This window comes from Pseudomonas sp. TNT2022 ID642 (genome assembly GCF_028656995.1).
Lineage (GTDB): Bacteria > Pseudomonadota > Gammaproteobacteria > Pseudomonadales > Pseudomonadaceae > Aquipseudomonas.
In genome coordinates, this window is the sequence record NZ_JAMDGW010000014.1 from 146,725 (window position 1) to 160,020 (window position 13,296).

The following is a 13,296-nucleotide window of genomic DNA, read 5'->3' on the forward strand; positions in this document are numbered from 1 at the left end:
AATTGCCATGAACTACGTCAATCCAAACAAGCTGCAAGCCGCGATCCTCGACTGGGCCGGCACCGTGGTCGATTTCGGCTCGTTCGCGCCAACGCAGATTTTCGTCGAAGCCTTCGCCGAGTTCGACGTGCAGGTCTCCATCGAAGAAGCCCGTGGCCCGATGGGCATGGGCAAGTGGGACCACATCCGCACCCTCTGCGATCAGCCGCAAGTGGCCGAACGTTATCGCAAGGCGTTCGGCCGCACGCCGACCGATGACGACGTGACGGCGATCTACAACCGCTTCATGCCGCTGCAGATCGAGAAGATTGCCGAGCACTCGGCGCTGATTCCCGGCGCGCTGGAAACCATCGCCAACCTGCGTCAGCAGGGGATCAAGATCGGTTCTTGCTCCGGTTATCCGAAGCAAGTGATGGACAAGGTCGTCGAACTGGCTGCCACCAACGGCTACGTCGCCGACCACGTGGTTGCCACCGATGAAGTGCCGAATGGTCGCCCATGGCCGGCGCAGGCCCTGGCCAACGTGATCGCGCTGGGCATCGACGATGTCGCGGCGTGCGTGAAGATCGATGACACCGTGCCGGGCATTCTCGAAGGCCGTCGCGCTGGAATGTGGACCGTGGCGCTGATCTGCTCGGGCAACGCGTTGGGTCTGGACTACGAAGGGTTCCGCGCCTTGGGCAGTGATGAACTGGCCAGCGAGCGCAAACGCATTCACGCGCTGTTCGAAGGCTCGCGCCCGCACTACATGATCGACACCATCACCGATTTGCCGGAAGTGATTGCCGACATCAACAAACGTCTGGCCAACGGCGAGATGCCGCAATCGAGCTGATTGCTGCCGCTTGCTGCAAAGAAAAACGCCAGTGTCTTGCCGACACTGGCGTTTTTTATTGGCAAAGCCCCGATTCAGAGCACTGAAAGTCCGATCAGCCTCAGGCAAATCCGCCAAAGCGGATTACAGTTAAAGCATGCCGTCGCCCAAGAACGGCAGGTTCGCCCCTGATCTGTGAGGAAACAGCGTATGCCGTGGACAAGCTCAGAATCACGCTACAGCACCGTATCGGTCCTGCTGCACTGGCTGATGCTGGTGTTGTTGGTGCTGGTATACGCCAGCATGGAGTTGCGCGGCCTGTTTCCCAAAGGCAGTGGCGGGCGCACGCTGATCCGCGAAGTACATTACATGCTCGGCCTCACCGTGTTTGTGCTGGTGTGGTTTCGCCTGCTCGCGCGCAGTATTGGCCCGGCACCGAAGATCTTCCCCGCCTCACCGCAATGGCAGACCGTGCTGGCGCGGCTGATGCACTGGGCGTTGTACCTGTTCATGATCAGCATGCCGATTCTGGGCTGGCTGATCACCAGCGCCGAAGGACATCAGGTGATGTTCTATGGCTTTGATCTGCCGCTGCTGGTCGCGGAGAACAAGGAATTCGCCAAACAAGTCGAGGGCTGGCATGTACTGATCGCCACTATAGGTTACTGGCTGATCGGGCTGCATGCGCTGGCGGGGCTCTATCACCATTACGTGGTCGGTGATAACACGCTGCTGCGGATGATGCCCAAGCGCGGCTGAATATCAGCGGCTGGCGCTGAACCCACGGCGGCCCTGCAAGCCGCCGGTATGAATGAAGATCAGCCGCGTGCCGGGCGAGAACCTGCCTGCCTCGACCTGTTGTTTGAGTGCCAGCAACGCCTTGCCGGTGTACAGCGGCTCCAGAGGAACGCCGCTGGCCTGCCCGGTCTGCTCAATGAACGCGAGCAGCAGCGGATCGACCTTGGCAAAACCGCCGCGGCTGGCGTCGATCAGTTCATAGCTCCCGATGCCCTGCCCTGCAGCTTGCAGGATCAACTCGACTTGCGGCGCCACGCCGTGATCTTCAGGTACTGCCAGCGCGCCATAGACCGGATGCGCTCCTGCTTCGGCGAGCACCAATCCCGCCAATGTCGTGCCGGTGCCGCAAGCCAGCCACCATCCGTGGTAATCGCTCCAGCCCAGTGTGTGCAATTGCGCTTGCGCCTGCAGTCTGATGGCCGCACAACCGAGCGCCCCCGTTAAGCCGCCACCGCCCTCCGGCACCGCATACAACTGCGGATACTGCGCGTGCCATGGCTCCCAGAATCCCGGCTCGTTTCGTGCGCGATAGCCGCCGTAACCCAACCAATGCAGTTGCATGCCGAATGCCTGCAAATCCTGCACTGTCGGCGTTTCCTGTGCATGCCCGCGCAACAGTCCCACGGTTTTGAACCCCAGCCGTTTCCCCGCCGCTGCCAATGCGTGCAGATGATTGGAATGCGCTCCACCGAGACTGATGATGCCTTTCGCGCCCGCACGGTCGGCGGCTTTGAGGTGTTCAACGAGTTTGAACCATTTGTTGCCGCTGATCAGCGGGTCGATCTGGTCGAGCCGCAGGATCGCCACTTCAATGCCGGCGGATGTCAGCCAGTCAAGGTGAAGGTGTTCGAGAGGGGCTTGGGGGAGCCAGTTGGCGGGAGGCAAAAGCATGGGCGGCGATTCGATCTGGACAGAGCCCGCATTCTAGTCGCTCATCAGCAGCCATCGCGAGCAGGCTCACTCCTGCATTGGTTGGGTGGTGCTCACCGAATCTGTGAACAACACAGCCCTTGTGGGAGCGAGCCTGCTCGCGAAAGCGGAGTGTCAGCCAATACATATGTCGACTGACACCACGCCTTCGCGAGCAGGCTCGCTCCCACAGGTTCAGCGGCGGAGCTTAAAGTTCAGCGGCGAGGCGCGAACCCTGGTTGATCGCACGCTTGGCATCCAGCTCGGCCGCGACATCCGCACCGCCGATCAGGTGCACATTCTGCCCCGCTTCAACCAGACCGTCGTGCAGTTCACGCAGCGGATCCTGACCCGCGCAAATCACGATGTTGTCCACCGCCAGCACTTGTGGCTCGCCGGTTTCACCGATGCGGATGTGCAGGCCTTGATCATCGATGCTCAGGTATTCAACGCTGTTGAGCATCTGCACCTGTTTGTTCTTCAGACCGGTACGGTGAATCCAGCCAGTGGTTTTACCCAAGCCATCGCCGACCTTGGTTTTCTTGCGCTGCAACAGGAACACCTCGCGTGCCGGTGCATGCGGTGCGGCTTTGATACCCGCCACGCCACCACGGGCTTCGAGTTGCGTATCGATGCCCCACTCTTTCCAGAACGCGGCGCGATCCTGGCTGGTGGCCACGCCTTGGTGAACGAGGAATTCCGACACGTCAAAACCGATACCGCCGGCGCCGATCACCGCGACACGCTTACCCACCGGTTTGCGCTCAAGGATCACGTCGAGGTAGCTCAGCACCTTGGCATTGTCGACACCCGGAATCGCCGGCACACGCGGCGCAATGCCGGTGGCGAGGATGATTTCGTCGTAACCGCCTTCAACCAGTTTCGCCACATCGACGCGGGTGTTCAGGCACACCTCGACGTGGGTGGTCTGCAGCTTGCGCTTGAAGTAACGCAGGGTTTCGAAAAACTCTTCCTTGCCCGGCACACGCTTGGCGATGTTGAACTGGCCGCCGATTTCACTGGCCGAATCGAACAAGGTCACCTGATGGCCGCGCTCGGCCGCCACAGTGGCGGCGGACAAACCGGCAGGGCCAGCGCCGACCACGGCGATTTTCTTGATCTGCTGCACCGGCAGGTAGTTGAGTTCGGTTTCGTGGCAAGCACGCGGGTTGACCAGGCAACTGGTCAGCTTGCCGCCGAAGGTGTGGTCGAGGCACGCCTGGTTGCAACCGATGCAGGTATTGATCTCGTCCGCGCGACCTTCAGCAGCCTTGTTGACGAAGTCCGGGTCGGCGAGGAACGGCCGCGCCATCGAGACCATGTCGGCATCGCCTTCAGCCAGAATCTGCTCGGCGATTTCCGGGGTGTTGATGCGGTTGGTGGTGATCAACGGGATCTTCACCGAGCCGCGCAGTTTGGCCGTGACCTTGCTGAATGCCGCACGTGGCACTTTGGTGGCGATGGTCGGGATGCGCGCTTCGTGCCAGCCGATGCCGGTGTTGATGATGGTCGCGCCGGCCTGCTCGATGGCTTTGGCCAGGGTGACGATCTCATCCCAGGTGCTGCCGCCCTCGACCAGATCGAGCATCGACAGACGGAAAATGATGATGAAATTCGGGCCGACCGCTTCACGCACGCGACGAACGATTTCCACCGGCAGGCGCATACGGTTTTCGTAGCTGCCGCCCCAACGGTCGGTGCGGTGGTTGGTGTGCGCGGCGAGGAACTGGTTAATGAAATAACCTTCCGAGCCCATGATCTCGACGCCGTCGTACTCAGCGGTCTGCGCCAGTACCGAACAGGTGACGAAATCGCTGATCTGCTTCTCGATGCCTTCCTCGTCCAGCTCTTTGGGCTTGAACGGGTTGATCGGCGCCTGAATCGCGCTCGGCGCCACTTGTTTCGGGCTGTAGGCATAACGCCCGGCGTGGAGAATCTGCATGCAGATCTTGCCGCCCGCGTCGTGCACCGCGCGGGTGACGATGCGGTGCTTGAGCGCTTCTTCCTCGGTGGTCAGCTTGGCCGCACCGGAGTACACGCCACCCTCGTCGTTCGGACCGATACCGCCAGTGACCATCAGGCCAACGCCGCCACGGGCACGTTCGGCGAAGTACGCCGCCATGCGCTCGAAACCACCCGGTTTTTCTTCCAGGCCGGTGTGCATCGAGCCCATCAGGGTGCGGTTGCGCAGCGTGGTGAATCCCAGGTCCAGCGGGGCCAACAGGTGCGGGTAATGAGCGGCGGTCATCGGTAACTCCACATCGAGCAATCACGGAAAAGTTGCGGGCGCTCTGCGGCTCCCGTCAGTCATGTTCGACAGACTAAGAGTCGCATCGCTGTCACTCAATGACCGTAACTGACAACTTATTGATCCAAATGCGCAGCGCCCCTTGGCAACCAGGCCCATGCGCCCTACCCTAGTCGCCATACCCTGTACCCGGTCGCTGTTGGTTTTCATGCGCAAACTTTTGTACCTGTTCTTCTCCATGGCCCTTGTCGCCGCCCTGACCACCTACGCCATGTGGGCGGCGGACCGGCCGGCGGGGCATTACCTGTCGGACTTACGCATTAATGTGGCGGTCGATCAGGGCAGCCCCGCCGACCGCGGCAATCTGCTGGGCATCCAGCCCGAACTGTTTCCCACTGACTATCAAAGCCCCGAGCGCTTGCACCGCAAACTCGCGGCGTATTTGCAGCAGGCCCAGGATCAAGGCTTGTTGAACGATAAAACCGTCGTGGTGTTGCCGGAGAACGTCGGCACCTGGCTGCTGCTCAGCGGTGAGAAAGACGAGCTGTATCAGGCCCCGACCCTCGCCGAGGCAATGAACTGGCTGGCGGCGAGCAATCCGTTGTTGTTCGCCCGCGCCTGGCTCAGTGCCAACGGCAGCGACCGCCTCAATGACGCGTACCTGCGCATGAAATCCAAGGCGATGGCCAAGGACTACCAGGCACTGTTCGGTGGTCTGGCCAAAGAGTTTCATGTGACGCTGGTAGCGGGTTCGATCGTGCTGCCGGAGCCAAGCATTCGCGACGGCCAGCTCAAGCCCGGTAGCGGCGCGCTGTTCAACAGCAGCGTGGTGTTCGGTCGCGACGGCGTGCCGCTCGGCCAACCGCAACGGCAAATGCACCCGGTGTTCGATCAACGTGAAGTGATCGAAGCCGCAGACAAACACTTGCTCAACGTGGTCGATACTCCGGCCGGGCGCCTTGGCGTATTGATTGGCAGCGACAGCTGGTATCCGGACAACTATCGCCAACTCGACGAGCAAAACGCGCAATTGGTCGCGGTGCCGGCACAGGTGCTCGGTCAGGGTGCGTGGAACCAACCGTGGCGTGGCTACAAAGGTTCAAGTACACCGGGATCGGTCAGCCTCAAACCCGGTGAAGTCACCGAAGGACAGGCTTGGCATCGGTTGACGCTGACCGCTCAGCCGCCAAGCAGTCGGGCGATTGCCGGCATCAGCGTGTTCTTGCGCGGGCAGTTCTGGGACAAGGCCAGCTCCGGTCAGAGCTTCCTCAGCAGCAACGGTCAGCAGTTCGCCGATGGCGAGGCCCGTGGCGCGCGCTTGCTGAACATCTGGTTGTAAGCCATGAAGCCGCTGCCGATGCGTCTTGGGGATCTGTCGGTAGGCTTCGTTCACAGCCTCGCCGATGCCGTGCGCAGTCATGCGGTCGATCCGCAGCCGCTGCTGGAGCAATATGGCCTGGACGCCGCGCGACTGGCTGAGGCCGGGGCGCGCTTGTCGATTCCGCGCTATATGCGCCTGGGCCACGCGGCGATCCAGTTGACCGGTGATTCGGCGCTGGGCTTGCGCATGGGCCAGCTCAGTCGCCTTAGCCAGGCCGGGCTGGCCGGCGTCACCGCTGCACAAGCGCCAACCGTGCGTGAAGCCGCGCGCTGTCTGATCCGCTTCGAGGCGTTGTACGGTTCCAACTATCGTGGCCAGTCGAGTTTTCACGAAGATGCCCATGGCGCGTGGCTGCGTTTCTATTCGATCAGCCCGTATAACGCCTATAACCGTTTTGTCGTGGATTCGATCATCGCCGGGTGGCTGCATCAGCTCTCCAGTGTCTGCCGCGAACCGCTACGCGCGGAACGCATCGATATCGAATTCGAAGCGCCGGATTACCGAGAGTCCTATAGCTTGCTGGGTGATTGCCCGATCCAGTTCGGCGCCGAGCGCAATCAACTGCGCCTGAACCTCAACAGCCTCGCACTGCGTAATCCCGAGCATTGCCCGAGTACCTGGCGGCATCTGCTGCAAATGTGTGAGCGGGAACTGGAGCAGTTGACCCGCACCCGCAGCCTGCGCGAACGCATCACTCAGTTATTGGGGCCGTTGCTCAATGGTGGCCGGGAACCCGACCTGGAAGAAGTGGCGGCACGCCTGAAGCTGCCGACCTGGACCTTGCGGCGCAAACTGGCCGAGGAAGGTACGCAGTTTCGCGCGATCCTCAACGACACGCGCCGGGATCTGGCGATGACCTACATCCGCGATACCGAACTTGCCTTCGGAGAAATCGCTTATCTGCTGGGGTTTGCCTCAGCCGAAGCGTTCCAGCGCGCCTTCAAACGCTGGAGCGGTCAGACGCCGGGCGAATTCCGCCGCAGTCACCGCAAGACGGCATAAACGCAGCTGCGAGCTATCAGTTTCAAGCTGCAAGTCAAAGCTCAGTGGCGTCTTCGGCTGGCTCGGGTTGGTCCAGTTCAAAGGCTTGGTACTCGAGCAGCTCTTCTTGATATTCGTCCATCGTGTAATCCCCCTGCTGCTCTCTTGAATGGGCCTGAGCAAATGCCCAGTGCCTCGAGCTTAACGTGCTCGTGTGAAGGAAAAGTGAAACCCGGCCTTCATGAATAAAACGTAGCAGGTGGTCAGGAATTTATCGCGGGAATTTTGTCAGGGGAATGTAACGAGATTTTAAGTGCATCAGAAACCACTGTGGGAGCGAGCCTGCTCGCGAAGGCGTCGGTCCCTTCAGCACCTAGGTGACTGAAGGTCCGTCTTCGCGAGCAGGCTCGCTCCCACAGGGATTTGGGGTGAGGCTGGTTTATTGGCCGGACGCTGGCATCGCCGGAATCGGCTCGGATGGCGGCGGGATGTCCGGGTTGGCCGGTGGCGTGATGGTTTCGGTCGTCGATGCTGGCGCCGGTTCCGCGCTCGGGGCCGGAGTGATCGGCGCGGCCTCTGCTGGTGGCGCAACCGGTTCAGACGTCACTGGCGCGACCTCGGCAGGTGCGGGAGCGGGCTCCGCTGCAGGCGCAGGGGTTGCGGCGGGCGCAGGCGCAGGCGTTGGAGTCGGCGTTGGTGTTGGCGTTGGTACCAACGCTGCCGGAGCCGCCTTCGCCTCAGGCACGCCGAGGTCAGCCTTCGGCTTCTCTTCGATATGCGCGGCTTTTTTTGCTTCCGCCGGCAGGAACAACTCCACCAACGTGAAGAAACGCTCATAGAACTTCTGCGACGTCACCGTCTCGCTGGCAACCTTGACCATCGAATCGTCGGACGAGCCGATCGGCATCGACACCGAACCCAACACACCCACGCCGAGACTGGCCGAGTTGTTGGTTTTCTTCAGCGCGTAGCGATCCTGCAAGGCGTTGGCGAACATCGTCGCATGGTGCCCGGCGCTGCCGTCATCGGCGCAGACCACGTTGAAGCTGATCTCCATGTGGGTATCGCCGGTTTGCTGGAAACTCTTGTGGCCGCTGACCAGTTTCGGGTCGCTGCTGGTGATGATGTAGCCCTGGCTGAGCAACGCACGACGGGCCGCTTCGCAACTGACCGAGTCGGTCACCGGGTAATTACGCGAAAACGTACCAGAGTCATCGAAGTTCTCATGCTCATACATCGGCTTGTCTTTCGAACAGCCGGCAACAGCGGTCAACAACAGCGCCAGCCCGACAACACGCATGGGAGTGGAAATCAACATTGAACATCCTGAGAGAAAACAGTCCGGGGCGTATTGTGCAACAGATCGCTGGCCGGCGGCGCATGGATTAGTGTCTTAAAGCAGTTACAACTCTATCGACCGCGCGTTGCGGGAAAAAGTCGCAATGCCAGATGATCGATGAACACGCGCAATTTCGCCGTGGCGTGGCGACTGGACGGCCATAGCACCCAGAACTGCCCCGTGTGCTCCAGATGCGCATCGAGCACCCGCAGCAAGCGCCCTTGCGCCTCGGCCTCGCGGGTCATGAAATCCGGCAGACAGGCGATACCCATACCGGCCAGCACCGCGTGGCTCACCGCTTCTATGGACGTGCTGACCAACCGCGTCGGCAACGTCGGCTCGGCGGCGCCCTCCGCGCGAATCAACGGCCAGGCTTCCAGTTTGCCGGTGGCATGAAACGTATGCCGCAGGCACGCATGAGTCGCCAGATCCCCGGGCGTTTGCGGCACACCGCGTTGCTGCAGATAAGCCGGGCTGGCCACCAGCACCATATGAAACTCGCCCAACGGTCGCGCCATCAGTCGTGAATCCCGCGGCTTGCCGGTGCGGATCACGGCGTCGAAACCTTCTTCAACCACATCGACCATGCGATCGGTCAAATCCAGATCCAGTTCAATCTGCGGATACAACGCCATGAACTCGTTCATGACCGGCATCACCAGGCCATGCACCTGCGGCAGACTGATACGCAACTTGCCATGGGGTTTCGCAGCCGCGTCACACAACTCGAACTCTGCCGCCTCGACCTCCGCGAGAATTTTGCGACAGCGCTCCAGAAACAGCGCCCCTTCACTGGTCAGCGTGACACTGCGAGTGGTGCGCTGAAACAGCCGCACGCCGAGTCGCGCTTCCAGCCGCGCGATACTTTTGCCCACCGCCGACGATGACACCCCTTGCAGTCGGCCAGCCTCAGTGAAACTGCGCGTCTCGGCGACCTGAACAAACACCGAAATACTGCCAAGGCTATCCATACCAACCTCCCATTGCTGACATCCGTGTCCGATATGTTCGGAACCTTAACCCGTTTTTCGCGGATGTGCAGCGCCCTACCCTGTGCTCCTCGTCAACTTTGCACATGGATGCCGGCTCATGAACGACGCACAACTCAATTGCCCCACACTTGAACACCCTGTCGATCGCCACGAGCGATTACCCCTCGGCGCCCTGTTGGCATTGGCCACCGCCGGATTCATTACGGTCATGACCGAAGCCATGCCCGCCGGCCTCTTACCGCAGATGAGCAGCGGCCTGAATGTGTCCCAGGCGCTGATCGGCCAATTGGTCACGCTGTACGCGATCGGTTCGATACTCGCAGCAATTCCCCTGACGATCGCCACCCGCGGCTGGCGCCGCAGACCACTTTTGCTGTCCGCTATCGGCGGCTTTGCCATCGCCAACAGCATCACCGCCCTGTCGGAGCTGTACTGGCTGACTTTGATCGCACGCTTTATCGCCGGGCTATTTGCCGGTTTGCTTTGGGCACTGCTGGCGGGATACGCGAGCCGCATGGTCGCCCCACACCTGCAAGGTCGCGCCATTACCGTGGCCATGCTCGGCGCGCCGCTTGCGCTGTCGCTGGGAATACCCGCAGGCACCCTGCTCGGCACCCTGGTCGGCTGGCGCCTGAGCTTCGCCATCATGACCGCGCTGACCGTTGTGCTGGTGGTCTGGGTGCGCTTGCAAGTACCGGATTTCGCCGGCGAACGCGTGGGAAACCGCATGCCGCTGCGTCAGGTGTTTACCTTGCCGGGCGTGCGATCCGTCTTGTTTGTCACCCTCACCTACGTCGTCGCGCACAACTTGCTCTACACCTACATCGCGCCCTTCCTGCAGCCTTCCGGACTGGACGCCAATGTCGACCGCGTGCTGCTGGTATTCGGCCTCGCCTCAGTGCTGAGCCTGTGGATCGTCGGCAGCCTGATTGACCGCTGGCTGCGCGAACTGGTGTTGATCAGTGCCGGACTGTTCCTGCTGTCCGCGATAGCACTGGGCCTGTGGCGCGACTCGCCAAGCGTGGTTTACATCGCCACCGCTGTGTGGGGACTGGCGTTTGGCGCAATGCCCTCGCTGCTGCAAACCGCCTCGGCGAAAACCGCGAAAGAGGCTGCTGACACAGCGCAATCGATGCTGGTTACGCTGTGGAATGTCGGGATTGCTGGCGGGGGGTTGGTGGGTGGTTTGTTGCTGGGCGACCTTGGTGTGGGGGTATTCCCGTGGATTGTTGCTGGATTGTTGGTGTTGACACTTTATGTGGCGGCAATGGCTCGGGGACATGGTTTTCCAAGAGCCGAATGAGACCGAATGCGCTGTTGGATTGAGGCCAGACAGCTGGAAATCGGTCGATTGGCAGGCCGCCATCGCGAGCAGGCTCACTCCTACAGTGGAACTGAGTACATCAGACAGAAGATTGGTCGGCTGGCAGGCCGCCATCGCGAGCAGGCTCGCTCCCACAGGTTTAATTCGTGTGCGGCCCACGCGGCAAAGCCGCCCCACTCAACAGGATGAGCGTTAGCTCGGCTGCAGCTTTTGATCTTGATCTGAAGGCCCGTCGGCAGGCTGAGTGGAGGGATTTATCCGGGGGTGGGAGCGCAGCGACCGTTCGACGAAGTCGAACACATCGAGAGGAGGTGCAGCGAAGCAAACCGTAGGCGATGCCCCCGGATGAATCCCGGAGCGAAGGAACCCCGAGCCCCAGCGAGCGGGCCGAACGTCAGGGCAAAGCCTTTTGGGTTACCTTTTCGGCGTTTGGAAAAGGTGACTCGCCGTAAGGGCGAAACCGCCAGCGGCAGCACCCGAAGCAACGGATATTCACCCAAAACCCCAAGAACATGGTCGGCCCAAAGGCCGCCACTACCCAACGCCCCAAAAAAAACCCCGACCATAAGGCCGGGGCTTTCACATCACATCACATCACATCACAGCTCAATCAGACATCAAAACCGCTTGATCTCAGCCTGAGCTTCCAACTGCTTGCGATACGCCGCAAAGTCCTGCTGCCCCTCACGCGAAGCAAGGAAACGACGGTACTGAACCTTCTCTTCATCCGTCGGCGCAGCCGCTTCGTTAACGCCGTTCAGACGCACGATCATCAGACTGCCATCCGCCAACGTCACACTGGTGAACGTCGGCTTATCCTTGGCAGCCGGCTTCGGCATACGGAACAACGCTTGCAGCACCGCCGGATCAACACCTTCCTGACCACGGGTGGCCGCTTCAGTGGTTTTCCAGTTCTGACCCTCAACGGCCTTGTCCAACGGCGCCTTGCCATCACGCAGATCAGCAATCAGCTTCTCAGCCTTGGTCTTGGCAGCCGCGCTGGCGTGCTCTTTGGTCAACTGAGTGCGGATCGCCGCATTCACGCTTTCCAGCGGCAGTTGCGCAGGCTTGAGGTGCTCCTTGGAGCGCAGCACGATCACGGTTTCCGGATCCAGTTCGATGGCGGTGCTGTTGGCACCTTCGTCGATCACTTCAGTGCTGAACGCTGCGGTGACCACGGCACGGTTGGCCGCAACACCTTCGCCACCCTCACGGCCGAACGGCTTGGAGGTGTGCACGGTCAGCTTCAGATCCGCCGCTGGCTGAGCCAGGTCAGACGCTTCGAACGCGGAGTCTTCCAGTTGCTTGGTCGCCTCGACGAAACGTTGCTCGACCTGCGCGGCTTTCAGCTCGCGAGTCAACTTGTCTTTCAGGCTGGCCAGGGTCGGCACTTCAGGCGCTTCCACACCCAACAGCTTGATCAAGTGGTAACCGAAGTCGGTACGAATCGGCTCGGACACCTGGTCTTTCGACAGCGAGTACAAGGCTTTTTCGAACGCCGGGTCGTAGACGCCCGGGCCTGCGTAACCGAGGTCACCGCCGTTATTGGCCGAACCCGGATCCTGCGAGAACTCTTTGGCCAGCGCTTCGAACTTCTCGCCCTTGGCCAGACGCGCCTGGACTTCGTCAATCTTCGCCTTGGCCTGTGCTTCAGTGGTCTTGTCGTTCACTTCGATCAGAATGTGCGCGGCACGACGCTGTTCCGACAGGTTGGCGACCTCTTTCTGATACGCCGCCTGCAGGTCTTCGTCTTTCACGGCAACCTGATCGAAGAACGAAGACTTCTTCAGCTCTACGTAATCGATGATCACTTGGTCAGGAGTCATGAACTCCTTGGCGTGCTCGTCGTAGTAAGCCTTGACTTCGTCGTCGGTCAATTTGACCGCCGCCGGGTCAGCCTTGACGTTCAGGGTGGCGAAATCGCGGGTCTGTTTTTCCAGACGGGCAAATGCCAGCACTTCGGCGTCGGTGACGAAACCGCTGCCCGCCACACCGGCGCGCAGTTGGCCGATGAGCATTTCCTGAGCCAGCATCTGGCGGAATTGCATGCGGCTGTAACCCAGTTGACGGATCACCTGGTCGAAGCGCTCGGAGCTGAACTTGCCGTCCACCTGGAATTCAGGCGTCTGCAGGATCACTTGATCCAGTGCGCCTTCGGAGAAAGCGAACTTCGCTTGTTCGGCGCCTTGCAGCAGCAGCTTGCGATCGATCAGACCCTTGAGAGCCGATTCGCGAAGCATTTTTTCGTCGAGCAAAGAAGCATCGAAGTCTTTGCCCAGCTGTTGCATCAGCTGACGGCGTTGCATATCAACGGCCTGGCTCAGCTCGTTCTGGCTGATTTCATCACCGTTGACCTTGGCCGCCTCATTCTTGTGAGTCGTGGCCTGGAAAATGGCGTCGAAACCGGTCAGAGCCATCAGTGCAACGATGACCCCGATAATGGTCTTGGCAATCCAGCCTTGTGAATTGTCCCTGATATTCTGCAGCATGCGTCCCCCAGAAACGGTTGA

The 13,296-nt window shown here is 60.7% G+C and carries 10 protein-coding genes; 5 read left to right on the forward strand and 5 right to left on the reverse strand.

The genetic code is table 11. The features are described from left to right. Positions 1 to 7: 7 nt before the first annotated feature. Positions 8 to 835 carry a phosphonoacetaldehyde hydrolase gene (phnX, locus tag M5G26_RS14815; RefSeq protein WP_095050807.1) on the forward strand — a complete coding sequence of 276 codons (828 nt, stop codon included), beginning with the start codon at positions 8 to 10 and terminating at the stop codon, positions 833 to 835. A 189-nt stretch (positions 836 to 1,024) separates the two neighbouring features. Continuing rightward, positions 1,025 to 1,573 carry a cytochrome b gene (locus M5G26_RS14820; RefSeq protein ID WP_273915822.1) on the forward strand — a complete coding sequence of 183 codons (549 nt, stop codon included), beginning with the start codon at positions 1,025 to 1,027 and terminating at the stop codon, positions 1,571 to 1,573. A 3-nt stretch (positions 1,574 to 1,576) separates the two neighbouring features. On the opposite strand, the gene M5G26_RS14825 is transcribed toward M5G26_RS14820, so the two are convergent. Together M5G26_RS14825 and M5G26_RS14830 are read right to left on the reverse strand one after the other, a co-directional pair. Next, positions 1,577 to 2,503 carry a 1-aminocyclopropane-1-carboxylate deaminase/D-cysteine desulfhydrase gene (locus tag M5G26_RS14825; protein ID WP_273915823.1) on the reverse strand — a complete coding sequence of 309 codons (927 nt, stop codon included), beginning with the start codon at positions 2,501 to 2,503 and terminating at the stop codon, positions 1,577 to 1,579. Between the two features lie 226 nt (positions 2,504 to 2,729). Continuing rightward, entirely contained in the window at positions 2,730 to 4,769 is a 2,040-nt protein-coding gene (locus tag M5G26_RS14830) for an NADPH-dependent 2,4-dienoyl-CoA reductase (RefSeq protein ID WP_273915824.1), read from the reverse strand. Between the two features lie 208 nt (positions 4,770 to 4,977). On the opposite strand from M5G26_RS14830, the gene M5G26_RS14835 reads away from it, so the two are divergent. Beyond that, a complete protein-coding gene (locus M5G26_RS14835; protein ID WP_134178287.1) occupies positions 4,978 to 6,108 on the forward strand; it encodes a carbon-nitrogen hydrolase family protein in 1,131 nt (376 codons plus the stop codon). A gap of 3 nt (positions 6,109 to 6,111) precedes the next feature. After that, a complete protein-coding gene (locus tag M5G26_RS14840; RefSeq protein WP_273915825.1) occupies positions 6,112 to 7,152 on the forward strand; it encodes an AraC family transcriptional regulator in 1,041 nt (346 codons plus the stop codon). 418 nt (positions 7,153 to 7,570) lie between these two features. Here M5G26_RS14840 and M5G26_RS14845 read toward each other — a convergent pair whose 3' ends face one another. Both M5G26_RS14845 and M5G26_RS14850 read right to left on the reverse strand, forming a co-directional pair. Next, on the reverse strand, positions 7,571 to 8,449 hold the full coding sequence (locus tag M5G26_RS14845; RefSeq protein ID WP_273915826.1) for a DUF2242 domain-containing protein: 879 nt from the start codon (positions 8,447 to 8,449) through the stop codon (positions 7,571 to 7,573). Between the two features lie 92 nt (positions 8,450 to 8,541). Next, positions 8,542 to 9,441 carry a LysR family transcriptional regulator gene (locus M5G26_RS14850; protein WP_273915827.1) on the reverse strand — a complete coding sequence of 300 codons (900 nt, stop codon included), beginning with the start codon at positions 9,439 to 9,441 and terminating at the stop codon, positions 8,542 to 8,544. Positions 9,442 to 9,559: 118 nt separating this feature from the next. Here M5G26_RS14850 and M5G26_RS14855 point away from each other — a divergent pair, with 118 nt between their 5' ends. Next, positions 9,560 to 10,765 (forward strand): MFS transporter, encoded by a 1,206-nt coding sequence (locus M5G26_RS14855; protein WP_273915828.1) that lies wholly within the window; start codon positions 9,560 to 9,562, stop codon positions 10,763 to 10,765. 638 nt (positions 10,766 to 11,403) lie between these two features. Here the strand turns inward: M5G26_RS14855 and M5G26_RS14860 are convergent. Further along, positions 11,404 to 13,275, reverse strand: coding sequence for a SurA N-terminal domain-containing protein (locus M5G26_RS14860; RefSeq protein WP_273915829.1), 1,872 nt, complete (start codon positions 13,273 to 13,275; stop codon positions 11,404 to 11,406). Between the last annotated feature and the right edge of the window lie 21 nt (positions 13,276 to 13,296).